This is a genomic window from Campylobacter concisus (assembly GCA_002092835.1).
In the GTDB taxonomy this organism is placed as follows: Bacteria; Campylobacterota; Campylobacteria; order Campylobacterales; family Campylobacteraceae; genus Campylobacter_A; species Campylobacter_A concisus_K.
On record LVWL01000017.1, the window covers coordinates 66,897 to 89,583 of the forward strand.

Genomic DNA, 22,687 nt, shown 5'->3' on the forward strand with positions numbered 1-22,687 from the left:
TAATTTATTTATACGTATTACTATTATTTATATATTATTTTATGTATATTTAATAAAATAATCCGTATAATACTTTAATGATTGAAACAAGTGATATATTTAATTTGCTTCACAATGCAGTTGAGGCGAAAAATATCGGTAAGAAAATTTCACAAGCAAAAATGGCAGAAGAGCTTGGTGTACCAATGAGAACATACCAGGACTGGAGACTTGGAAACTCAAAGCCGCAAGCTGCTGCTGCAGTTTGCAAACTTCTTTGTGAGCTTGACGACGATGAAATATTATTTGTTATCAATAAGATGAGAAAGTTGTTAGGAAAATAGATGGAAAATTTGACACAAAAAGAGAGAATCGACCTTGAGAGCGTGTTCGCAGCTATCTGCACTAAAAAAGAGCCTAAATTTTTAGGTTTCTATAAAGACTTTTACTCGAGTACAATTTTAAAATTTTACGTAGTTAAAGACAGAATTAAAAAAATAAAAATCAAGAAAAATTAGTTTTATATTATTTGAGTAGAAAAATATTTTTTTGCTGCATTTAAAGATTAATAATTTAGATAAATTCTCCTTAAATATTGACTTTATTTAAAGAGAATTTGCCGACTTATTTCTTACCAAATTTAGCTAACGCTCTTTGGTAGTCCTCTTCACTATCGATGCCGATACTTTGGCTCTCAACCTCTAGCATTGCTATCTTTTTACCATTTTCTAGGGCGCGTAGCTGCTCAAGCTTTTCGGTATTTTCAAGGCTTGAAACAGCAAGAGTGCAAAACTCTTTTAGGCTCTTTACGCTGTATCCGTAAATGCCAAGGTGAGCCTTATAACTTTTACACTCGCTTCTGTTAAATGGTATCCTTGATCTTGAAAAGTAAAGCGCATAGCCTTCAAAATCAGTCACTACCTTGACTAAATTTTTATCATCCGCAAACTCATCGTCCATCTTTTTATAGCAAGAAAACATAAAGGCTTTCCCTTTGTTTTGCTCGCAAAATGCCCTAAATTTAGCGATATTTTCAGGCTCAATAAATGGCTCATCAGCCTGAACATTTATGATGATCTCGTTCTCATTTAACCCCAAAATTTGCGCTGCTTCGTTTATCCTGTCAGTGCCACTTTGATGATCTTTGCTAGTTAGTACAGCTTTTATGCCGTGAGCCTTGGCGATCTCTAACACTCTTGGCTCATCCACAGCAACCGCCACATTATCCACACCACTTACTCTAAGAGCCGTAGCCACAAACATCGGCACGCCGTTTATCTCTTTTAAAATTTTATTACTAAACCTTGTTGAAGCAAGGCGAGCTGGGATGATTATCATCGCTCGATCCATTCTAGGACGCACTTTTCGATCTCGTCCTCTTTTATGATGTTTTTGTGTAAAATTTTCGCGCTAAATAGCGAATTTATCGAGCTTGGCACGCTATCATTTAAGATTTTAGCGGTCTTTGCCAGCGCATCTTTTTCATCTTTTGTATCTTTGATCTGGCACGCTTTGATCATGCTTGGCGTAAATTTCACCCAGTGTGCGGTCGATGTGATGACGTTTATGCGGCTAGCATCTACCATTTTAAAGCAAGTAGCCGTATGCGGATCGATTGCGTAGCCACCCTTTGCGAGCTTTGCGATGCAGCTTTCGCACTCCATATCGTCGCACCAGCTAGCCTCAAAGTCCTCTTTTAACGCTTCAAACTCCTGCTTGCTAAGCTTATAAAATTTATTTTTTGCTAGGCTTTGCATGAGCTCATTTGTTCTAACGCTGCCAAATTTATCAAACAGCAAACGCTCAACGTTTGAGCTGATCAATATATCCATCGCCGGACTTATCGTCTTAACCAGCTTTTTATCCCTAAGGTCGTAAACGCCGGTGGTAAAAAACTGCGTCAAGATGTTATTTGCGTTTGAAACGATCTTGATCTTGCCGATCTTTGCGCCCATTTTTTTAGCGTAATATGCCCCAAGTGCGTTGCCAAAATTTCCACTTGGCACGATGATGTCAAAGCTCTCGTTTGCCTTAAGCGCCTTTTGCTTTAGTAAATTTGCGTAGGCGTAGGCGTGATAGATGATCTGAAAGAGAATTCTGCCAAAATTTACCGAGTTTGCCGCACTTAGCTTAAGGCGCTTTTTCTTAAGCTCGGCCTTAAATTTATCATTTGCAAGCAGCGTTTTTAGCGCTCTTTGGGCGTCGTCAAAGTCGCCTTTTATGCCAAAAACCTTTAAATTTTCACCCTGCATGGTCTGCATCTGAAGCTTTTGCACCTCGCTCGTGCCGCCGTCTGGATAGAGGCAGACGACCTTGATATTCTCATCATTTGCAAAGGTTTGAAGTGTCGCAGGACCCGTGTCGCCGCTAGTTGCGCACATGATAAGGTATCTTTCGCCTCTTTCCTTTGCTAGCTGGCTAAGTAGTGAGCCAAAAGGCTGAAGCGCCATATCCTTAAATGCCCTTGTTGGGCCGTGATAGAGCTCATTTACGTATAAATTTTTATCTATTTTTTTAAAAATGACTGGGTGCTTTGGATCATCAAAGCTTGCATATCTCTTGAGCGCTTTTTTGAAAAACGCCTCAGATACATCAAATTTAAATAGCGAAATGATGTGAAGTGCGAGCTTCTCGTAGCTTAATTTTGAGAGCTCTTGCCACTTTACCTTTGTGATCTTTGGTAGCTTCTTTGGCGCGTAAAGTCCGCCGTGAGCGGAGCTTGGGCTAAGCATGGCTGTGCTTAAATTTACATTTTTTACCTTTTCATCTTTTACGCTTCTAGTTGGTGTTAGTCTCATTTTTTGCCTTTTTTGGTTGATTTTTTTATCCATTTTTCATATTTTTTAAAAACCTCTTTTGGCTTAAGCGCCAAAATTTCTGGAGTTTCGTAGCTGTGGTGCTTTCTTATAAATTTAGCTACTTTTTTAAATTTCGCGTCCGTTTTTATGAGTAAAATTTGCTCTTTTTCATCACAAAGCTTCTCTTGCCAAAGATAAATGCTCTTTGCACTAAAGCTACTCACGCAAGCTACAAGTCCCTTTTTCACGAGCTTTTTGCTTAGATTTTTTGCCTCTTTTTTCTTTGCGACTGAGGTGATTAAAATTCTCATTTTGATCTAAATTTTCCTTTTAAAAAGTGGCTCATTATAACAAAATGGGCTTAAATTTGCTGCGCTAAAACCTTTTTAAACTCCTCACTTAGCATAACTTCAAGTGTGATAAGCGATACTCTCAGCCCAAAATCCTTTACCTTTACATAGTCCTTTTGTGTCATCAAAAGCGAGGTCGCGCCGTAGGTTTGTAAAATTTCACTTAGCTCTTCTTTTGAAAAGTCGTAGTGATCAGGGAAAAAGACCTGCCCCACGCACTTGCTAAAAAATGGCTCAAGGCGGGCTGGATTTGCTATGGCGGTAACTAGCACCATTTTTTCGCTTTTGTTTAAAATTTCGCTCTTTCTAAAGTGAGTTTGCCCTTCAATCGCTACAAAATCAGCAAATTTATAAAAGCTAAATGGATATCTATAAGCCCCGCTTGGTAAGCAAAATTTTAGTCTTGGCTCTGGGTTTGGACGCACCAAGATGTCAAATTTGGCTATGTCGAATTTAGAAAATCCGTCATCCAGTAAGATATACTTTGCGCCTTGCTCTTTGGCATATTTTATAGCTACTTTCCTATCTTCGCTTACTATTACATTTGCGTTTTTAAGGCTTGTAGCGTATATCATCGCTTCATCGCCACTTGCTGCTACGTCAAGTAAAATTTCGCCATTTCGAGCAACAACTTGCATGCCTTTGCTTTTTCTTTTATAGCCTCTAAGAACGATAAAAGCGCCCTCGTAATTTTTAGCAATTGCCACGCAAAGTGGAGTCTTTCCACTTCCTCCAAGTGTCAAATTTCCCACGCTTATTATCTTTATGCCAAAGTCTATTTTTCTAGCAGTAAATTTCTTAAGCACAACAATAAGAAAATAGATAAAACTTAGTGGCAAAAGTAAAAATGCTAGTAGAATTTGAAAGAAATTTGGGCGAAAGAAGTAGTCATTCGCCCAAGCATGCAAGAAAATATTTAATTTCTTAAACACGAGTTTTAGAAATTTCTTTTACTTTATTGCAGATGTATTGCACCTCTTCGTCACTCAGACTATGATAAATAGGCAATGACAACACTTGCTGATAATTTTTTAAAGCATTTGGAAAATCATTTACTTTAAGTGAGTATTTATTTTTGTAATAGCTTAGTAAATGTATCGGTATGTAGTGCAATGATGTGTGAATGCCGTGTTCCAAAAGCTCTCTAGCAAAGCCATCTCGATTTTTATTTATCTTAATAATATACTGAGTATAAATGTGCTCGCGTTTCTTAACAGGGATTGTTATATTATGGCACTCGCCAATCTCTTTATCATAAATTTTTGCGATCTCTTGTCTTCTTTGTATGAGCTTATCTGTTCTTTCTAGCTGCGCAATAGAAAATGCTGCATTTATCGAGTTTATATCATACTTTAAGCCAATATCAACGACATCATAAATATAACTCAAGCTACCAAATTTATCAATGCCATTTACAAGAGCATAGTTGCGAAGTAGTTTTGCTCTTTTATAAATTTCCTCATCATTTGTCGTAAAAAATCCAACCGTTGATATAGGATTTTGCACACGCGAATGTGTTTGAAAGCATGACAAAAAGGAGTCTGAACCAACTTTTTTGCCATTGTATGTTAAGCCCATACCGCGATTTGCATCATCTAAAATTTTTACGCCGTATTTCTCACAAACCGCCGTTATCTCGTCCATCCTAGCACTTTGACCTGCGATATGAGAGATAAAAGCACATTTTAATTTTTTATGATTTTGCTCTTTTAGCACTTTCTCAAGGGCGTCTGGGCAGATGTTAAAATCTTCTTCATCAACATCCACAAAAATAGGTTCAGCATCAAAATGTCTAACAGCTTGTGCAATGCTAGGAAAAGCATTTATGGAGCAAATGACCTTATCTCCGCGTTTAGTGTCAAGCGCGCTTAGTGCCAAGTGATGTGCAGCTGCGATATTATTTGTGGTAACTACAAATTTTGCACCAAAATACTCTTTTAACTTCTCTTCAAATCTAGCAACGATATTAGTAGTATTTTCAGAGTGCAAAGCCTCCTCAATAAGCTCACTTTCACGCTCAGTGATAGTTGGTCTATAAAACGGAATCTCTCTCATCTTTAATCCTTTAAATTTTCACTATCAACGGCATTTGTCGTTTAAACCTGTTTGAAACAACTCTATTTTCTATATCCGATACTGCTTTTAATCCAAACTTTTTGATGACTTGCTCCTTGTTATTTTCTAAATTTTCTAAAATCTCATCAATAACAGCATAACTGTAACCTATGTCACCTTCGTCACTTTGACCATCCCACAAATCAGCCGAAGGTGCTTTGTTGATAAAATTTTTATCAACCCCAAGATGTTTTGCAAATTCAAAAATTTCACTTTTGTAAAGCTCTCCGATAGGATTTATCGCACATGCCAAATCCCCAAATATCGTACCGTATCCAAGCATAAGCTCACTTTTGTTGCTTGTTCCGATAACTAGAGCGTTTATACTAGATGAATAATCATAAAGCAAGCTCATTCTAACTCTAGCTGCTAAATTCCCTTTTCTTAAATTGCTTAAATTTACATCTATCGTTTCGTAAAAGGCATTTAAAATACCCTCTATGGATAAAACCTTATATTTTATGTTTAATTTTTCGCATAAATTTAAGGCATCGTCCATATTTTGTCTGCTTGATGATGCTGTTGGCATAATGAGCGCATGAGTTTCATTTGGTTTTGCTCTTGCACACAAAGTCGCTACTACAGCAGAATCAATACCTCCACTAACACCCAACAACAAATTTTTATCTTTAGTTTTATCTTTTAAGCTAAAAACTAAAGTTTCTTCGATCTTTTGATACTCCTTCATTCTTCCTTTGCCTAGATTTGCTTCCTTTTGCAAAAATTATACTAAGTGAATTTAAAATTTTTCTTTAAGTTTAAGTAAAAAGATGTAAAATTTTAAGAAATAATAAATTTAAGGTAAAAAATGAGAGTAATGCATAAAAGCTTTGGAGATTTTGGCACTAATTGTTACATCGTTACAAAAAATGATTCATCTTTAGTGATAGATCCAGGAGACGGGGCAAAAGAATGGGTTTTGCAAAATGCTAAAAATTTAAAAGCCATCCTTTGTACTCATGGGCATTTTGATCATATTTTTGATGCTGGTAAGTTAAAAGATGAGCTAGAAATTCCAGTTTATATTAATAAATTTGATGCTTTCATGTGTGAGAGTGATATTTTTGGTTATATGAAAAGTACTTTTACTCCAGATGTTTTGGTTGAAGATGATGAAAATTTTAACATTGATGATTTTTGCATTAAATTTCACCACTTTCCAGGACATACACCAGGCTGCTCGATGATAGAGATAGAAGATGTGATGTTTAGTGGAGATTTTTTATTTAAAGGAAGCATAGGACGCTGGGATTTTCCTTTTTCAGATAAAAATGAAATGTTAAAAAGTCTAGGAAAATGTAAAAATTTAAAAGGTAACTTCACGCTTTATCCAGGGCACGGAGAAAGTAGTACACTAAAGGTCGAGCAAAATAATATTGATTATTGGATAGATATAGTAAAAAATAGCTAAAAATTTCGGTGGTATTAATTTCAAATTTCAAGCTTCTAGAATACACTTAATCACTATTAAAAATTTATATTTTTTATAAAACTAAGAGTCAATCAAAAAAGATAGATAAATTTTGTATGGGGTCTATTTAAATTTTAAAAAATCCGAGCGAAAGCTCGCTCGGATAAAGGTTTTAGAAGCTATATTTTGCTTCAAATCTTATACGATTTTGTTTAAAGCTTTCGCTATCTTTTTTATCTTTAGCAGCTGCATACCAAGTTAGGAAATTAAGTTTTTTGCTATATTTGTAGCTAGCTTGTGTATACCACTCATTTCTTTTTGCTCTCTCTTTATCAAGAGCATAGCTTGTGCCTTTACCTTGAGTATAACCAGCACCAAAACCAAATTTATCTATATCATATCCAGCATTAACAAACCAGTAATCGTTGTCACCTTTGATATTATTGTAGTATTGTGATCCACCAGACATTACACCATTTAATATTTTAGCTGGGTTGATTAGCTGACCATTTGCATCGATTGATGTAAATGCGATTTTACCACTATTTCTAGCATCATTATCTTTATTTTTAGCGTCAAATTCTAAGTAGCCAGCATTAAATTTGGCACCAAATAGTTTTGTTCCAGCTTGAACAGCCCAGAAATTTGCATCGGCTACTTTTTTGTGATCTGAATCGCTATAAACATATTGACCTTTTAGGTTTAGGTTTATATCGTCGGTTACATTAAAACTAAATGCTGCCTCAGCACCATAAAGTGTAGCAATTTCTTGTAGGTTAGCAATTGCAGCCTTAAATGATACTGGGTCGTAGCTACCAACTGCACCTAAATAATAAAGATTAGCAGGAGCGTCATGGAATTTTGTACCATCCGTTAGTTCTTTTAGGAAAGGTCCATCTACTTCGTTACTATTGTTTTCTATGGCATCATAAGCAGCAGCTGTTAAAGTAAGACCAGACACATCTGTACTTACCGCTTTTAGACCAGTAGCTGCTATATCACCATCATCATAGAAAGTTTTGATAAGTTGTTTACCAGCTGTAATAGTAGTGTTAGATACTTTGTATCCTAGATACATCTCATATACACCAAAAGAATTTGTTGTATTTGTTTTATCTGTACCATCAATTATTCCTCCATTGGCGTCTCTTTTTTCATTGTTGTCACCAGAACCATCTGTAGCAGCATATCTTAGTGTTAAAACGCCAAAGAAGTTATCATCAATTGCAGCTTTAAATGATGTTTGCATTCTAAATGCATGACTAGCTGTATCGTTTGTAGCAGCTTTTGTATCAGCTTTTCTATCACGGTTATCATTTGTATAACGATATCTTGCGAATCCTGAAAGATCTACATTTTTTATAGCTTCTTCAAGTGGAGTTGCACTTGCAACGCTTGAAAATGCACCTAAAGCAACCAAAGCAGCTAAGCTAACTTTTGTAAGTTTCATCTAAATCTCCTTTTGATAAAAAGTTTTGAAAGGATATTATCATAGAAAATTAATTTTATTGCTTAATTTTCCTTAAAAATTTAAAAAATGTTACCAATTATTTACCAAAATAGGATAATGAGATAAAGATTGTCTTTTTAAAATTTCGCTTTATTTGGGAGTAATTGCAAGAAAATCAAAAATTTTTACTTACTTTTAGCTATTATCTTTAGCTTCTTCTCGTTCTTTTTTCTGCCTTATAGCAGCTTCTTTTTGGATATTTTTTTGTTGAGCCAAGAAGATATGCTCTTCAAGTGTGACAAGTTGAAATATTCCTTCAAAAATTTTTATATCTTTAACATATCCAAGTACTTTTACTTCTCTTTTTCTGCTCTCTTCAAATCTTGCTTGAGCGTCAAATTCCACCACGTCGCCAAGCTTTAGCGGTCCAAAGAAATTTATCCTAGCCCCGATACTAACGCAAAATTCTTCATTAATGGCTAAAAGGGCAGCATGATTTGCGCCCATAAAAATAAATCCACTATGAATAAGCCCCTCAGTATCGCATACCATATCATCCGTAGTAAAAAATCTAGTCTTTGCGTGATTTTTTTCAAGTAAAAATGCCGTTCCACTAAAATTTAGCTTTGTAAGTGGAGCAGTTTTGATCTCGTTTCTTAATGGGTTTTCATCTTCTGGTAAGATTATTTGCGATTCATCTTTTGTATCATAGATATTTTCTTCTGCCATTTTTATCCTTAAATTTTAACTCTAACATATGCTCTTTTTGGCGCTGGGTAGCCCTCGACTGTTTTTGTACTGTCATTTGGGTCTAAGAAATTTCCAAGACTCTCGCCATCTATCCACTGCGTTTTTCGCTGCTCATTTAGATCAGTTGCCTTTGTCTCAAGCAGGGTAAAATCCCTAAATTTAGCTCTCTCGCACCAATTTTGAAGTACTGAGAGTGTTGGCACAAAGTAGATATTTGGAATTTTCGAATACCTATCTTTTGGGCTAAGCGCAAAATCGCCATCCATATCAATATACATAGTATCTAAAAATAGCTCGCCGCCTAGATTTAGCGCAGTTTTTAGCTCTTTTAACATCTTAACAGGATCGCTTCTGTGATATATCACGCCAAGGCAAAAAATGGTGTCAAATTTCGCTCCAAACTCTGGCAAGCTCTCTACGCCAAGAAGCTCATAAGCGATATTTGAGCGAATAAATTTATTTAAAAAGCAAACTGCAAATATGTATGCACGCTAGGATCAAAGCCAGTTATGCTTTTTGGACCGTACTCAAGCATCTTAAACATATAATATCCATTGTTACAGCCCACATCAGCCACGCACTTGCCAGCTAAATTTATATGTGGGGCTAGGATGTTAAATTTAATAAAACTTTGCCACTCGCTATCTATATATATATCATCAAGTAAAAATGGCCCTTTTCGCCAAGGCTTTAGGCTAAGGGCTAGATCAAAAATTTCGTCTTTTTTTGCTTGGTCTAAATTTTTAAATTTCACATTTACGCTATCTTTTAGCTCGAGCTCGCAGTCAAAATTTGCTAAATTTTCTATCCTATTAAAAATTTGCTTTTGTTGCTCGTTAAATTTACTAAGATTCACACTATTTCCAGTCTACGATGTTATGCGGACACTCTTTTTGGTAGGTGCCAGTCGCGTCATAATACTCTTTACAGTCATTATAATATTGAGTCGAAACTCCACGCTCATTCATGTAAAGGCAACCGTTGCAAAATAACGCTATAAAGCCTAAAAATATAATCTTTTTCATGTGGCGGATTTTATCATAAATAAAATTTTTATGCTAGAATAGCAGGCAGTTTTAGAGCCAAGTTTGGCTAATATTAAACAAAAGGCATCTCATGCAAAGAAGAGATTTTTTTAAATTCGGCGGTCTTTTAGGTGCAGCTAGTCTGCTTCCAAATGTTAGTTTAGCTAGTGACGAGCAAGCCAACCCAGTGGTTAGGAATTTCGATGTAAATTTCAAACACCAACTGCTCGAAAAAGGCAAAAGCTCAAAAATTTGGTTACCACTCCCACTAAGCACCACTTATCAGCAACTAACCCAAGACTACGTCATAAACACAACCGCTAAAAACGTCTATATTTCAGATACGCTAATACCTACAATGTATGCTGATTTTGAAGAAAATGAGCCAAGACCTATCTTAAATGTGCAGTTTAAAATTCAAACAACAGAGCGTAACACTGACTTTAGCAAGGTAAATTACGATCCAAATGAGAAGGTTGATCCTGCGGTTTTAGAGTTTTTAAAACCAACTTCACACATCCCAACTGACGGCGTAGTAAGAGCAAAAGCGCTAGAGATTATCGGCGATACTAAAGGCGATTTGGAGCGTGCAAAGGCTATTTATACTTGGGTTGCAAACACTATGCAGCGCGATAACAGTATCCTTGGATGTGGTACGGGCGATGTTAGAGCGATCCTGGAAAGTGGCAAACTTGTTGGCAAATGCACCGACATAAACTCAGTTTTTGTGGGACTTTGCAGATCAGTTGGCATCCCAGCTAGAGAAATTTTTGGTATCAGAGTTGGTCAGTCTAGATTTTCAGATCAGATGGGCAGCGCAAAAGATGGCGTAGCTAAAATTTCAGGCGGACAGCACTGCAGGGCTGAGTTTTACTTAAAAGGCTATGGTTGGATACCAGTTGATCCAGCTGACGTTACGAAGGTGAGACTAGGCGAGAAATTAACAAATGATGACGCTAAGATCGTAGCTGTTAGGGATTATTGCTTTGGTAACTGGGAGATGTGCTGGATAGGCTTTAACTACGGACGCGACTTTATCTTAAAGCCAACTCCAGAGCAAACTCCGCTAAATAACTTTGGCTATCCATACGCTGAAGTTGATGGCAACACACAAAATTATTATTCGCCAAAAGAATTTAGCTACGACTATGTCTCAACAGAGCTAAAATGAGAGCCTTTTGGCTGATACTAACATCCATAGGTAGCGCCATAGGTGCTACCTTGTGCTGCTTGCCAGCGCTTCTTTTTTTGCTTTTTGGCACATCATTTTCATTTCTTTCTTGGACGCAAAATTTATACGAGTACCGCGTCCCTTTAAGCGTTATAGCCGTCATTTGCTTTGTGATTTCAGGGATTAGTCTATTTTACAAGCCAAAAAGCTGCAACTTAAGCTATAAAAAGAAAAAATGGATACTTATATATATACTTTTTGGAGTAATTTTGCTTTTACTCCTTACATATCCAGAGCTTTTAGGAGAAATTTATGCATAAAATTTTAGTTTTAGCCTTTCTTGCACTTAGCTGCTACGCTGATAAAAAGATAGAAATTTCAGTGCCTAGCATGCACTGTCCGCTTTGCACAGCAATTGTTAGAAAGGCTGCTCTTAGCGTTGAGGGCGTGAAAAAGGCAGATGTATCGCTAAAAGAGCGAAAAGCTGTCGTTATAGCAGATGATAAGGTCGATGAAAAAGAACTTCTAAAAGCAGTCGATGCGACTGGCTATAAGGGCGAGATAAAATAAATTTACGGAGACAAATATGTCAAATAGTGAAATTTTAAAGAAATTTGAGACACTTGCTGCGATACCACACTGCAGTTATGAGACCGATAAGATGCGTGATTTTCTAGCTAGCTATGCAAAAGATAAGGGCTGTGAGGTTACAGTCGATAGCTTTGGCAACATTCATGCGTTTAAGGGTAAACCAAAAATTTGCTTGCAAAGCCACTACGATATGGTCTGCATGGGCGATGCTCCAAAGATCGAGATAGTTTACAGCGATGATGGCTACATGAGAGCCAAAAACTCATCTCTTGGCGCAGATAATGGTATCGGCGTGGCTATCATGATGCAGATGATAAGCGAATTTGATGACATTGAGTGCCTCTTTACAAACAACGAAGAAGTCGGCATGATCGGAGCCACTGGCTTTAGTGGCAATCTCAAAGCCGATAAGCTTTTAAATTTAGATAGTGAAGAGGACGACCGCGTCACTATCGGCTGTGCTGGCGGTGTAAATTTATTTGCCACTATCTCGCTTAATAGCAAAAAAACAAAAGAGAGCACGCTTTATGAAGTAAAAGTAAGTGGGCTTCCTGGCGGACACTCTGGCAACGAGATACATAAAAATATCCCAAATGCGATCAAGGTTTTGGCAGCATTTGTGACTAAAAATGGCTGCAGGCTTGTTAAATTTGAAGGTGGCGAGCGAAGCAACTCTATCCCAAGCGGCGCAACTGCACTGGTTCTAAGCGATAAGGAGCTAAAGAGCGAGTGTGAAAATTTAAGCGTGAAAAAGCTTGGTATGGGAGATGAAATTTTAGAAAATGGCGAGAAAATTTTAGCTTTAATCAACTCATTTTCACAAGGCGTAAGGGCCTATAACTGCGAGCTAGGCATACCGCAAGATAGCGTCAATCTCTCACTTGCAAAGATCAAAGACGACGGCACGCTTGAGGTGGAATTTTTCGCAAGATCAATGAGTAAAGATGGGCTAAATAGAATGGAATTTGAAATTTCAGAGCTTGCAAAGGCGGTCGGTTTTAACGTCATTTCAAAAGATAGAAACCCAGCTTGGAAGCCAGTTAATGATAAATTTGCAAACGACATCTTAGAAGAGCTTAAAATTTATAAACCAGAAGCTAGGATAACAGCCGTGCATGCTGGACTTGAGTGTGGAGTGCTTTTGGAGAAAAAGGCAGGTCTTAGTGCATGTTCTATTGGGCCAAATATCTACTCACCTCACTCTACAAGAGAGCACTGCGAAGTGGCTTCTGCACTTTTTATCGAAAAAGTTGTTCGCAGTATCGTTAAAAAATATAACTCTTAAAAACAAAATTTGCTAGAAATTTCTAGCAAATTTTATATCTCAAAGCAACTAAAGCAAATTTGCCCGCAAGCACGAGCAAATTTATCATTTTCCAAACTCATAAACGATCTTGCCACTTTTTATAGTAGTAGTCGCTGCGCCTTTTAGCTTTTTGCCAAAGAGTGGAGAATTTATCGATTTTGAGCGGTTTATCTTCTCATCATAAATGTACTCGATCTCAGGATCAATCACCGCAATATCAGCTAGCATGCCCTCTGCAAGTCTGCCTTTATCTTTTAAATTTAGCATTTTAGCCGCATTTGTCGATGTTAGCTCCACCATGCGCTCTAAGCTTATAACACCCTCATTTACGAGCTTTAAAGTAAGCGGCACAAGAGTTTGAAGTCCGATAATACCAAATGGCGCCTTGTCAAATTCCACTATCTTTTCATCTGTGTGGTGTGGGGCATGATCGGTGGCGATAACGTCTATAAGACCGCTTTTTAGCGCCTCTCTTACCGCTTTTACATCGCTTATCTCACGAAGTGGCGGTGACATTTTGAAATTTGTATCGTATGCATTTTTCAAAATTTCATCGTCGCTAAAGCTAAAGTGGTGAGGTGTCGCCTCGCAAGTGATGTTTATACCCTCTTTTTTGCCCATTTCGATGATCTTTAGCGAGTACTCCGAGCTTACGTGAGCGATATGGATGTGTGCTTTAGTGAGCTTTGCAAGCAGCATATCGCGGCTAACTGCGATCTCCTCTTTCTCTCTTGCCATGCCGCGAAGTCCAAGTATGGCTGAGACCTTACCCTCGTGCATGACGCCCTGCCTGCAAAGCGAGCAGTCCTCTGAGTGGCTTATGCAAAAGCTATTAAACATGCTTGAATACTCAAGTGCCGCCCTCATCACGCTTGAGCTAGTCACTGGTAGGCCATCGTCACTAAATGCAACTGCGCCAGCATCTATAAGATCACCCATTTCAACGATCTCATTGCCGCCAAGTCCTTTGCTGATAGCTGCGATTGGCAAAAGATCGATTAGTCCACAGTTTTTAGCCTTTTCTATCATCGCTCTTGTGATCGAGGCGTTGTCATTTACTGGGTTTGTATTTGCCATGCAAAGGCAGGTTGTCACTCCTCCAGCCACCGCTGCCTGCGAGCCTGAGATGATGTCGTCTTTGTACTCTTGACCAGGATCGCGAAAGTGCACGTGCATGTCGATAAGTCCTGGCATGACGAGCTTATTTGTGGCGTCGATGACCTTATCGGCGTCAAATTTCTCACTTCCTATTTTGGCTATTTTGCCGTTTTCTATTAGGATATTTGCCTTAAATTTCTCGTCGCTATTTACGATAGTTCCGTTAATTATTGCTATTCTCATTTTTAGCCCCTATTTTTCGCAAGCGTATTTAGTATCGCCATTCTTATAGCAACGCCGTTTTCTACTTGATTTAGTATGACTGAATGTGTGCCATCAGCCACGTCTGAGTTTAGCTCTACACCCCTATTTATCGGTCCTGGATGCAGTACGATAGCATCAGGTTTGGCTAGCTTTATCCTATTTTTATTTAGTCCAAAAAATTTCGAGTACTCTCTCGAGCTTGGAAAAGCCACGTCCGCACCACCACGCTCTAGCTGGATACGAAGCATGATGATGACGTCGCTGCCCTCACAAGCTTCTTCCATATTTTTACAAATTTGAGATTCAAAGACCTCAGCATCTTTTGGCATCATCATCTTTGGTGCAAAAAGCTTTAAATTTATACCAAATTTCTTCATCGCCCAGATGTCTGACCTTGCCACGCGGCTTCTGGCGATGTCGCCGATGATCGCCACGTTTAGATTTTTATCCAAAATTTTGCCATACTCTCTTAACGTAAAAAGATCAAGCAAAGCTTGACTTGGATGCTCATTTGTACCATCTCCTGCATTTACGACGCTAGCTTCTGTCCTATCAGCTGCAAATTTCGCCGCTCCAGAGCTTGGGTGACGAAGCACAATGATGTCAGTTCTCATAGCAGCCATGTTATTCATCGTGTCATTTAGCTCTCGCCCTTTGTCACGCTCGAGCTTGATGAGCTGAAATTTATCGTATCAGCTCCAAGCCTCTTTGCTGCGATCTCAAAGGATGTTCTAGTTCTTGTCGAGTTTTCATAAAATGCGTTGATCGTGGTCTTTCCACGAAGATAGTCATTTTTTTTCACTTGGCTTAAATTTAGCTCCTTAAACTCTTTCGCCGCCTCTAAAAAATATAAAATTTCTTCCTTGCTAAGCTCTCTAGTTCCTATCAAATCTTTATGTTTGTAGCCCATTTTAAGCCTCTTAAATTTATTTTGTCACAAAGTCGCAAGCTGGTTGGTAGCCGTTATCACAAGCTTTTTTAAATAAAGCCTTTGCTTTTTCTTCGTTCTTTGCTTCGTTTGCGTTTTTATCTTTTACAAGGCCATAAGCGATCATTTCGCCTAGTTTTTCGCAAGCCATGCCCTCATTTTCATCACACATTTTTGTAAAAATTTTCTCAGCCTGAACTCTATCTTTTGCCACGCCGTCGCCGTTAAATAGCATGATCGCATTCATCGTGCAAGCTTTTTTCTCACCCTCTCCACAAGCCTTATTAAAATAAAGATAAGCTTCATTAAAATTTTTCTTTGTATAAAGCTCATTTGCCTTGTCTAAATTTTCATTTGCCATAGCATTTAACGCAAAAACCGCTGCCACTAAAACTAAAATTTTCTTCATTTTCTTTCCTTATTTAAATAATTTTGAATGATGTTTTTTCATATATTCAACTATCTCTATAACCTCGTCGCTACCGCTAGCGTCAGAATTTTCTAACGCATCATCGATGCACTCAACATAAAGATTTGCCGCCTCTTCAAGTTTGTCTTTTTTTACTCCAGCATAGTAGAACATCGCTTCAAGCACCATACTAAGCTCGTAGCTAAGCTCCTCTACGCTTACCTCTTCTTCTTTCATATCTCCTCCTGTGTTTTTTTGGTTATTAGATCGATTATCTGGGCTTTAATCGGCTCATAGCTAAAGCCGTCTTTAAAATTTGCAAAGAGCCCGCCGCTAGCGTTCACGTGTCCGCCTCCGCCAATTAGGTGCTTTGCCATGGTACTAACGTCAAGCTTGCCATTTGCACGAAACTTAACGTTTTTTTATTTGTCACATCGATAAAGAAGTCAAATTCAGGATTTGCCACTAAAAAGTCGTTACCTATAACCGAAACGTTGCCGATATTGTAGGTTAAAATTCCTTTATGATCTTTATAGTTTATGCTAAATTTCTCTTTATTTTCACTAAGTTTTTTTACTACGTAGCTTGAGATAAGATTACTTAGCGTATCGTCTTTATCCTCTTTGAAAAATGACTTTTTAATAGCATGCACCTGCATATCAAGGCCGATATAGTCGTTTTTCTCGTTAAAAAATTTGCTAGCTTCTTTTAAGAGATGATCCATATAGAGGTTATTTTCAGCTTCAAACATCACCTTGTTTATCTCTTTAGCGTTTGCAACAAGCCCCAAACAGACCTTGCCCATCTCAAAATTTTTATCATCTTTTAGCCAGATATCCACGGCATTTACGACGTCACTAAAAATTTCAAGCTCTTTATTTTTGCCAAAAATTCCTGCAAAAAAGTCGTAAGTGATCTTTGTAGCGCACCTTGAACTATCCAAAAAATACCATGGGTAGGCACTCGCACACTCAGCACCGCTTTGGTGATGATCAAGCAAAAATAGCTTTATATTTTTACCCTCTATCATCTCAGTAAAGCTCTCGCACTGGGCTAGAGTTAAATTTAGATCAGTAATCAAAATGATGTTTTTATCATCGTTTGAGGCATCTATCTCAGCTAAAATTTGAGCAAATTTATCATCTATCTCTCTGCCGTAGTTTGAGTTTAGAAATTTCACATTTTTGAAGTAAAAATTTGTTATGTATTGTGCGCCATATCCGTCAAGATCAGTGTGCGAGAGGTGATAAATTTTCATCGTTTTCCTTTATAAATTTTCTATTTCTATGACGCCAACCGTTTCAAATGGCGTATTTGCAGAGATCTCAGCAAAGCTTAGCACCACGATGTCGATGGCAAAATTTGCGCAAATATTTGCTATAAATTTTCTTAGGCTTGGCTCCACGCAAAGCACCATTTCGCCGTGCTGACTCATCGGCCGTTTCTCTTTTTCATGCCTTAGAGCCTGAACAATCGATGAAGTTTGAGCCACATTTATCATCAGGTGATACGCGCCGTCTTTATACTGCACCGCGTCCATAAGCTTTTGCTGTGCGGCACTATCTAAAATGTAAAAATTTAGCTGACCTTTCTCATCGATATAAAGCGAAGTGATGACACGTGAGAGTGCTGCACGCACGTGCTCGATGATCATGTCTAAATTTTTACTAACCTCGGCGATATCACTAATGGCCTCAAGTATGCTAAGCAGATCTTTGATCGGGATATTGTCTTTAAGCAGCGCTTTTAAAACCTTTTGGATCAAATTTATAGGTGCGATCCTTAGCGTATCCTCGACCACAACTGGGTAGTCGATCTTTAGTTTGTCTAATAAATTTTGCGTCTCTTGGCGAGTGAGAAGCTCAGCTGCATTTTGCTTGATAAGCTCGCTCATATGCGTTGAGATGACGCTTGCAGGATCAACTATCGTATATCCGCTAAGTATGGCGTCCTCTTTGACGCTAGCATCGATCCAGAGTGCATCCAGCCCAAAAGCTGGCTCTTTTGTCGGAATCCCCTCGATATCTTCGCTAACTAGGCCACTATCCATCGCTAGAAATTTATCCGCGTAAATTTCACCCTGACCGATCACGATGCCTTTTAGCTTAAAGCGGTACTCGTTTGGCGGTAGTTGAAGGTTATCGCGGATCCTTATCTTTGGCATCAAAAAGCCAAGACTTGAAGCGATATTTCGCCTCATAGCACGAATCCTCTCAATGAGATCCACATCAGCTAGCTTTAGCAGACCATATCCTAGGTCAAGCTCTAAAATTTCAAGCTTTAAGATGTCGTTTATCTTCGTCTCTTCTTCTCTTGCGATCTCTTCGTCGCTCTTCTTTGGCGCCTTAGTGGTGGCACCACTAGCAGCTGCACCTGCTCCGCTTTGCGTAGCGGCTCCAGCTTTTTTAGAAGCTGTTTTGTCTTTTGACGCAAGGCTTAAATTTAGCCCGCCATCTTTGGTCTGCTTGATGATGTAGCCAAGCCCCAAAAATAGCACTGCTATAAAGCCAAGAGAAAGAGTCGGAAGCCCTGGGACAAGAGCAAACATAAATAGTATGAAGCCCACTATCAGCAAGGTTTTATAATCCCCTAATAGCTGATTTAGCGTGCCCTCTGCAAAGTCCTCATCGTCCTTGCTAGCCCTTGTGATGATAATAGCAGTCGCTGTTGATGTGATAAGTCCTGGGATCTGGCTCACAAGGCCATCACCGATAGTTAGGATCGTATAATACTGAGCCGATGTCGCCATATCAAGGCCATGCTGAAACGAGCCGATAGCAAAGCCACCGATGATATTAATGATAGTGATGATGATGCCAGCGACGGCGTCACCTTTTATAAATTTAGACGAACCGTCCATGGCACCGTAAAAATTTGCCTCGCCGATGATAGCCTGGCGTCTTTCGCGCGCTGTTTTTTCATCGATCAAACCTGCATTTAGGTCCGCGTCTATTGCCATTTGCTTACCTGGCATCGCATCAAGTGTAAAACGTGCTTGCACTTCACTTACACGAGTTGAACCTTTGGTTACAACCATGAAATTTATGAGCACCAGGATACAAAAGACGATGGTGCCGATGACAAAGTTGCCACCAACGACAAAATTTCCAAAGCTTGAGATGATCTCACTAACCGCTTCTGGGCCATTATGACCTTCGCTTAGGATCATACGTGTAGTTGCGATATTTAGCGACAAGCGAAATAATGTAACAATGAGAATAAGTGTCGGAAACGTACTAAGATCAGTTGGCTTTGGCACATAAATAGAAATCAAAATAATAAGCACTGAAATCGAGATCGAAAGCGCCAAAAAAAAGTCAAGAACAGCACTTGGAAGTGGGACAATGATAATAGCAAGGATGGCGACTATAATACCAACAATGCTAAGACTTTTAAACCTTAAAACCGGCGCAAGAAACGGTGCAACAAGCGTTAAAATGCTATTTTTTTGCTTTGCCAAGTCTACTTCTTAACGATGTCACTTAGTTTTATCGCATCAAGCATCTCATCTATCTTGTTTTGAAGACCACTAAACATGGACCAAATTTGACAGCTTGAGGCTTTATTTGATGGGCAGCCAAGTGCTGAAGACGAGCACTCAAAAACGCTTAGCTCACGCTTTTCGGCACACTCAATTATCTTTTTTATCGTTAAATTTTCAGGTTCATCATTTAGTGCAAAGCCGCCATTTGCTCCTTTAAATGACTTTAAAATTCCATCCTTTGCGAGATTTTGTAAAATTTTAGCCAAAAAACTTTTTGAAATTTTAAGCTCATTTGAAATCGTATCGACATCAACTGGTGATGATTTTTGGGATATTAAAATAAGTGAAAGTAGAGCGTATTCGCTTGCCTTTGTAAAAAGCATTTATCTTCCTTAAATTCTTTAAATAGCCATTATTCTATAAAATTTTTACTGCATTTTTCATTAATTTTTAAAAAGCGCCGTTTTATCTAATTTTATGTTTTAAATGCTATAATCGCTCTTCCAAAATTCACCAATCAGGAGGTCATTATGGCTTTGGATTCGGCTAAAAAAGCTCAAATAGTTGCGAAATTCGCTAGAAAAGAGGGAGATACAGGCTCTCCAGAAGTTCAAATAGCTCTTTTAACAGCTAGAATAACTGAACTTACAGAACACCTTAAAATTTTCAAAAAAGACTTTTCATCACGATTAGGTCTTTTGAAACTAGTTGGTCAAAGAAAAAGACTTTTAAAGTATCTTAAAAATAAAGACTATGCTACATATTCAAAACTAATCTCTGAGCTTGGCTTAAGAGATAAATAATCCAATGGGAGAGTCTAGTGACTCTCCATTTAAATTCGTTTCCTTATATTTTATTAATTCTGTTTCTTTAACTTTCTATTTCATGACTAAATTTTTTATTTTAAGTATTAATTTATACCTCTTCAATACTACTAATCTTTTTTAATAAGGTTAAATTAAAATTAATTTTCTTATTTTAGTTTAAATATCAATTTTAAGTATTTTATTATTTATTTACTAAAGATATTAAATTTATACAAAATTTATATTTACTATAAAACCCTAAAATAAGCGATTTTTATAAATTTATTTAATTTTAACTTAAAATATAAATTTATTTTTAATAATAAAGAATTTTTATTAAAGATTAAGAATTCGGCTAGTAATATTACCCATATAGAAATATGCAAATATTGCATAGTAAAGGAGAAAATGATGAAAGAAGGCAAAGTCATCTGTCCTTATTGTGGGACGGGCTGTCAGGTTACCTTGCATGTGGAAAATAACGTCGTTCGTGCCGCAACTGGCGTCGAAGACAATCCAGTCAATCAAGGAAATTTATGTTTAAAGGGCTTTTATGGCTGGGACTACGTTGCAAGTCCAGACAGACTTACAAAGCCGCTTATTAGAAAGAAAAACGGGGTCTTTTCAAAGGACGGTGAATTTGAAGAGGCCAGCTGGGACGAGGCGCTTGATCTTGTCGTAGAAAAGATGAAAGAGGCAAAAGAGAAATACGGCCCTGACTCACTAGCAGGTAACTTCTCAGCACGCTGTACATTAGAGGACAACTACGTCGCTCAAAAGCTAATGCGCGCTGTAATTGGCACAAACAACGTCGATCACTGTGCTAGAATTTGACACGCTCCGACAGTAGCAGGACTTGCTAAAACAATCGGAAACGGAGCTGCCACAAATAGCTTTACAGAGATTGGCACTTATAGTAACTGTATATTAATGATAGGCTCAAACCCAGAAAATGGTCACCCAATCGCAGCTATGCACATCCAAAGAGCGCTAAACCGCGGTGCAAAACTGATCGTTATCGACCCCATTAAGACTGAGTTTGCAAGTAGAGCCGATATCCACTTGCAGCTAGAGCCTGAGCACAACATCCCAGTTATTAACGCACTTCTTTACACTATCATCGAAGAAGGCCTTGTAAATGAGGAGTTTGTAAGAGATCACACAATAGGCATCGAGTACGTTAAAGAAGCTGTAAAAGACTATGCCCCAGAGGTTGTAGCAAAATACACAAGGCTAAATCCAGAGGATATCAGAGCAGCTGCTAGAATGTATGCCACCACAAAACCAGCCGTCATCACTCACGGCATGGGCGTAACTCACTTCAACCACGGCGTTGGCGGAGTTTGCGATGTATCAAATTTATTCTTGATCACTGGAAACATCTGTGAGCTTGGCACAGGCGACTTGCCGCTTAGAGGTCAAGAGAACGTTCAAGGCTGCTGCGATATGGGCGTTTTACCAAATATCTTCCCAAATCTTGGTTCAGTAACTGACCCAGAGCAAAGAGCTTGGTTTGAGAAAATATGGCACCTAGAACCTGGATTTTTAAACTCAAAAATAGGCATCCATAAAACTGAAGTGCCTGATGCGATACTTGATGGCAGAGTGCATTTCTTCTGGACTATCGGTGAAAACCCGGTCATCTCTGAGCCAAATACAAACCACTTCTTAAAAGGCATTGCAAATGTCGATTTCTACGTGGTTCAAGATCTATTTTTAACTGAGACTTCACTAAAAGCTGACGTCGTTCTCCCTGGCGTTGCAAGTAGTGAAAAAGAGGGTCTTTACACAAACGCAGAGCGCCGTGTCCAGCACAACGAAGCAGTCATAACACCTCCAGGTGATGCTAGACAAGACTGGTGGATCGTTTGCGAGATCGCACGTCGTTTGGGCGCAACAGAGGGCTTTAACTTCAATTCACCAGAAGAGATTTGGGAAGAAGTTAGAAAATGTGACCCTAGACGCTACGGCGGCATGAGCTACTATAGACTTAAAAAATATCACGGACTTCACTGGCCATGCCCAACTGAAGATGATATGGGCGGTCAAAGCTTGTATCTTGATAAGAAATTCTTTACACCTGATGGTAAAGGCCGCTTCGTGCCTTGTCTATTTGTGGATAAGGCTGATGAGATCGAGAGCGCAAAACTTGAGTTTGCTAAGAAGATGAATATGTCACCAGAGTATCCTATCATGGCTGGTTCAGTCGATGAGAAGACTGACGCTGAGTATCCGATACAGCTTTTAACTACAAGAAAAGTTTATCAATACACAGTTGGTACCATGACAAGACGCTCACGTGCCATCGAAGAGGGCGGAGATAGCATCGGACCTATCGCTGAGATGAGCCCAGCGCTTGCAGAGAGATACGGACTAAAACAAGGCGACTTCATCAAAGCTTGGAGTAGATACGGCTACATCGTCGTAAAAGCTGAAGTGACTGACATCGTGCCTGATGGCATCATCCAGATGACCTTCCACTACTGGGAGAGCTCTTGCAACGAGCTAACAAGCAGCGGTTGGGACTATATCAGCAAGACTCCGACATTTAAAGCAGCTATCCAGATCAAAAAGATCGATGAAGAGGAATTTTTACGAGTTCGCGAGCTAAAACGCGAGAAATTCCAAACTTCAAAGATCATCTACGATGACTTCCACCACCACGGAAACGTAGCGATAAATGAGTAAATTTAGTGAGGCTTCGCGCCTCACTTTTCTATAAATAATAGTAGATATAAATTTAAAAGAGCGT

General features: G+C 38.5%; 22 protein-coding genes and 3 pseudogenes. 9 read left to right on the forward strand and 16 right to left on the reverse strand.

From position 1 onward, the window contains the following. Positions 1-77 precede the first annotated feature (77 nt). Positions 78-323 carry a DNA-binding protein gene (locus A3835_01505; GenBank protein ORI08991.1) on the forward strand — a complete coding sequence of 82 codons (246 nt, stop codon included), beginning with the start codon at positions 78-80 and terminating at the stop codon, positions 321-323. Positions 324-603: 280 nt separating this feature from the next. On the opposite strand, the gene A3835_01510 is transcribed toward A3835_01505, so the two are convergent. From A3835_01510 to A3835_01535, 6 genes are read right to left on the reverse strand one after another with little or no spacing between them, the layout of a single operon-like run. Next, entirely contained in the window at positions 604-1,317 is a 714-nt protein-coding gene (locus A3835_01510; protein ID ORI08992.1) for a 3-deoxy-manno-octulosonate cytidylyltransferase, read from the reverse strand. After that, complete coding sequence (locus tag A3835_01515; protein ORI09041.1) at positions 1,314-2,777, reverse strand: threonine synthase; 1,464 nt, start codon at positions 2,775-2,777, stop codon at positions 1,314-1,316. Before A3835_01515 ends, A3835_01510 begins: the two co-directional genes overlap by 4 nt. After that, a complete protein-coding gene (locus A3835_01520; protein ORI08993.1) occupies positions 2,774-3,088 on the reverse strand; it encodes a cation tolerance protein in 315 nt (104 codons plus the stop codon). The genes A3835_01515 and A3835_01520 overlap by 4 nt, the downstream gene beginning before the upstream one ends. A gap of 50 nt (positions 3,089-3,138) precedes the next feature. Continuing rightward, positions 3,139-4,059 (reverse strand): tetraacyldisaccharide 4'-kinase, encoded by a 921-nt coding sequence (locus tag A3835_01525; protein ID ORI08994.1) that lies wholly within the window; start codon positions 4,057-4,059, stop codon positions 3,139-3,141. Beyond that, entirely contained in the window at positions 4,052-5,182 is a 1,131-nt protein-coding gene (locus A3835_01530) for an aminotransferase DegT (protein ID ORI08995.1), read from the reverse strand. Before A3835_01530 ends, A3835_01525 begins: the two co-directional genes overlap by 8 nt. A 10-nt stretch (positions 5,183-5,192) precedes the next feature. Then, positions 5,193-5,930, reverse strand: a complete 738-nt coding sequence (locus A3835_01535) for an NAD(+) synthetase (GenBank protein ID ORI08996.1) — start codon at positions 5,928-5,930, stop codon at positions 5,193-5,195. Between the two features lie 120 nt (positions 5,931-6,050). Here A3835_01535 and A3835_01540 point away from each other — a divergent pair, with 120 nt between their 5' ends. Next, positions 6,051-6,653, forward strand: coding sequence for an MBL fold metallo-hydrolase (locus A3835_01540; GenBank protein ORI08997.1), 603 nt, complete (start codon positions 6,051-6,053; stop codon positions 6,651-6,653). Positions 6,654-6,825: 172 nt separating this feature from the next. Here A3835_01540 and A3835_01545 read toward each other — a convergent pair whose 3' ends face one another. The 3 genes and pseudogenes from A3835_01545 to A3835_01555 all read right to left on the reverse strand — a co-directional run bounded on the left by A3835_01545 (position 6,826) and on the right by A3835_01555 (position 9,709). Further along, the gene (locus A3835_01545) at positions 6,826-8,103 is read right to left on the reverse strand and encodes a hypothetical protein (GenBank protein ORI08998.1); all 1,278 of its coding nucleotides are present in this window, start codon (positions 8,101-8,103) and stop codon (positions 6,826-6,828) included. A 195-nt stretch (positions 8,104-8,298) separates the two neighbouring features. Further along, a complete protein-coding gene (locus A3835_01550) occupies positions 8,299-8,832 on the reverse strand; it encodes a thioesterase (GenBank protein ORI08999.1) in 534 nt (177 codons plus the stop codon). Between the two features lie 8 nt (positions 8,833-8,840). Continuing rightward, positions 8,841-9,709, reverse strand: a pseudogene (locus A3835_01555) (tRNA 5-methoxyuridine(34) synthase CmoB). A gap of 260 nt (positions 9,710-9,969) precedes the next feature. Here A3835_01555 and A3835_01560 point away from each other — a divergent pair. From A3835_01560 to A3835_01575, 4 genes are read left to right on the forward strand one after another with little or no spacing between them, the layout of a single operon-like run. Next, on the forward strand, positions 9,970-11,049 hold the full coding sequence (locus tag A3835_01560; protein ORI09000.1) for a transcriptional regulator: 1,080 nt from the start codon (positions 9,970-9,972) through the stop codon (positions 11,047-11,049). Further along, entirely contained in the window at positions 11,046-11,369 is a 324-nt protein-coding gene (locus tag A3835_01565; GenBank protein ORI09001.1) for an aryl sulfotransferase, read from the forward strand. Before A3835_01560 ends, A3835_01565 begins: the two co-directional genes overlap by 4 nt. Then, positions 11,362-11,619, forward strand: a complete 258-nt coding sequence (locus tag A3835_01570) for a mercury transporter (GenBank protein ID ORI09002.1) — start codon at positions 11,362-11,364, stop codon at positions 11,617-11,619. Before A3835_01565 ends, A3835_01570 begins: the two co-directional genes overlap by 8 nt. A 16-nt stretch (positions 11,620-11,635) precedes the next feature. Continuing rightward, positions 11,636-12,925, forward strand: a complete 1,290-nt coding sequence (locus A3835_01575) for an aminoacyl-histidine dipeptidase (GenBank protein ID ORI09003.1) — start codon at positions 11,636-11,638, stop codon at positions 12,923-12,925. Between the two features lie 84 nt (positions 12,926-13,009). Here the strand turns inward: A3835_01575 and A3835_01580 are convergent, their stop codons facing one another. The 7 genes and pseudogenes from A3835_01580 to A3835_01610 all read right to left on the reverse strand — a co-directional run bounded on the left by A3835_01580 (position 13,010) and on the right by A3835_01610 (position 19,512). Next, the gene (locus tag A3835_01580) at positions 13,010-14,287 is read right to left on the reverse strand and encodes a dihydroorotase (protein ID ORI09004.1); all 1,278 of its coding nucleotides are present in this window, start codon (positions 14,285-14,287) and stop codon (positions 13,010-13,012) included. Positions 14,288-14,289: 2 nt separating this feature from the next. Beyond that, positions 14,290-15,218: pseudogene (locus tag A3835_01585) on the reverse strand (aspartate carbamoyltransferase). A gap of 16 nt (positions 15,219-15,234) precedes the next feature. Beyond that, positions 15,235-15,645, reverse strand: a complete 411-nt coding sequence (locus A3835_01590) for a serine protease (GenBank protein ORI09005.1) — start codon at positions 15,643-15,645, stop codon at positions 15,235-15,237. Between the two features lie 9 nt (positions 15,646-15,654). After that, positions 15,655-15,882 (reverse strand): hypothetical protein, encoded by a 228-nt coding sequence (locus A3835_01595; protein ID ORI09006.1) that lies wholly within the window; start codon positions 15,880-15,882, stop codon positions 15,655-15,657. Then, positions 15,879-16,903: pseudogene (locus A3835_01600) on the reverse strand (3'-to-5' oligoribonuclease B). Before A3835_01600 ends, A3835_01595 begins: the two are co-directional and overlap by 4 nt. Before the next feature lie 9 nt (positions 16,904-16,912). Beyond that, positions 16,913-19,105, reverse strand: coding sequence for an EscV/YscV/HrcV family type III secretion system export apparatus protein (flhA, locus tag A3835_01605; GenBank protein ID ORI09007.1), 2,193 nt, complete (start codon positions 19,103-19,105; stop codon positions 16,913-16,915). Between the two features lie 2 nt (positions 19,106-19,107). Then, positions 19,108-19,512 carry an Rrf2 family transcriptional regulator gene (locus tag A3835_01610; GenBank protein ORI09008.1) on the reverse strand — a complete coding sequence of 135 codons (405 nt, stop codon included), beginning with the start codon at positions 19,510-19,512 and terminating at the stop codon, positions 19,108-19,110. Between the two features lie 147 nt (positions 19,513-19,659). Here A3835_01610 and A3835_01615 point away from each other — a divergent pair, with 147 nt between their 5' ends. From A3835_01615 to A3835_01625, 3 genes are all read left to right on the forward strand, one after another. Next, positions 19,660-19,932: a 30S ribosomal protein S15 gene (locus tag A3835_01615; GenBank protein ID ORI09009.1), complete on the forward strand. Its 273-nt coding sequence runs from the start codon at positions 19,660-19,662 to the stop codon at positions 19,930-19,932. A 414-nt stretch (positions 19,933-20,346) separates the two neighbouring features. Continuing rightward, the gene (locus tag A3835_01620; GenBank protein ID ORI09010.1) at positions 20,347-20,769 is read left to right on the forward strand and encodes a spermidine/putrescine ABC transporter substrate-binding protein; all 423 of its coding nucleotides are present in this window, start codon (positions 20,347-20,349) and stop codon (positions 20,767-20,769) included. A gap of 96 nt (positions 20,770-20,865) precedes the next feature. Continuing rightward, the gene (locus tag A3835_01625) at positions 20,866-22,623 is read left to right on the forward strand and encodes a formate dehydrogenase (GenBank protein ID ORI09011.1); all 1,758 of its coding nucleotides are present in this window, start codon (positions 20,866-20,868) and stop codon (positions 22,621-22,623) included. Positions 22,624-22,687: the final 64 nt, after the last annotated feature.

Excerpts from the sequence above, each read along its gene's own strand:
- A3835_01505 (ORI08991.1), top strand. The coding sequence starts at position 78 with ATGATTGAAACAAGTGATATATTTAATTTGCTTCACAATGCAGTTGAG.
- A3835_01510 (ORI08992.1), bottom strand. The coding sequence starts at position 1,317 with ATGATAATCATCCCAGCTCGCCTTGCTTCAACAAGGTTTAGTAATAAA.
- A3835_01515 (ORI09041.1), bottom strand. The coding sequence starts at position 2,777 with ATGAGACTAACACCAACTAGAAGCGTAAAAGATGAAAAGGTAAAAAAT.
- A3835_01520 (ORI08993.1), bottom strand. The coding sequence starts at position 3,088 with ATGAGAATTTTAATCACCTCAGTCGCAAAGAAAAAAGAGGCAAAAAAT.
- A3835_01530 (ORI08995.1), bottom strand. The coding sequence starts at position 5,182 with ATGAGAGAGATTCCGTTTTATAGACCAACTATCACTGAGCGTGAAAGT.
- A3835_01535 (ORI08996.1), bottom strand. The coding sequence starts at position 5,930 with ATGAAGGAGTATCAAAAGATCGAAGAAACTTTAGTTTTTAGCTTAAAA.
- A3835_01540 (ORI08997.1), top strand. The coding sequence starts at position 6,051 with ATGAGAGTAATGCATAAAAGCTTTGGAGATTTTGGCACTAATTGTTAC.
- A3835_01545 (ORI08998.1), bottom strand. The coding sequence starts at position 8,103 with ATGAAACTTACAAAAGTTAGCTTAGCTGCTTTGGTTGCTTTAGGTGCA.
- A3835_01550 (ORI08999.1), bottom strand. The coding sequence starts at position 8,832 with ATGGCAGAAGAAAATATCTATGATACAAAAGATGAATCGCAAATAATC.
- A3835_01560 (ORI09000.1), top strand. The coding sequence starts at position 9,970 with ATGCAAAGAAGAGATTTTTTTAAATTCGGCGGTCTTTTAGGTGCAGCT.
- A3835_01565 (ORI09001.1), top strand. The coding sequence starts at position 11,046 with ATGAGAGCCTTTTGGCTGATACTAACATCCATAGGTAGCGCCATAGGT.
- A3835_01570 (ORI09002.1), top strand. The coding sequence starts at position 11,362 with ATGCATAAAATTTTAGTTTTAGCCTTTCTTGCACTTAGCTGCTACGCT.
- A3835_01575 (ORI09003.1), top strand. The coding sequence starts at position 11,636 with ATGTCAAATAGTGAAATTTTAAAGAAATTTGAGACACTTGCTGCGATA.
- A3835_01580 (ORI09004.1), bottom strand. The coding sequence starts at position 14,287 with ATGAGAATAGCAATAATTAACGGAACTATCGTAAATAGCGACGAGAAA.
- A3835_01590 (ORI09005.1), bottom strand. The coding sequence starts at position 15,645 with ATGAAGAAAATTTTAGTTTTAGTGGCAGCGGTTTTTGCGTTAAATGCT.
- A3835_01595 (ORI09006.1), bottom strand. The coding sequence starts at position 15,882 with ATGAAAGAAGAAGAGGTAAGCGTAGAGGAGCTTAGCTACGAGCTTAGT.
- A3835_01610 (ORI09008.1), bottom strand. The coding sequence starts at position 19,512 with ATGCTTTTTACAAAGGCAAGCGAATACGCTCTACTTTCACTTATTTTA.
- A3835_01615 (ORI09009.1), top strand. The coding sequence starts at position 19,660 with ATGGCTTTGGATTCGGCTAAAAAAGCTCAAATAGTTGCGAAATTCGCT.
- A3835_01620 (ORI09010.1), top strand. The coding sequence starts at position 20,347 with ATGAAAGAAGGCAAAGTCATCTGTCCTTATTGTGGGACGGGCTGTCAG.
- A3835_01625 (ORI09011.1), top strand. The coding sequence starts at position 20,866 with ATGATAGGCTCAAACCCAGAAAATGGTCACCCAATCGCAGCTATGCAC.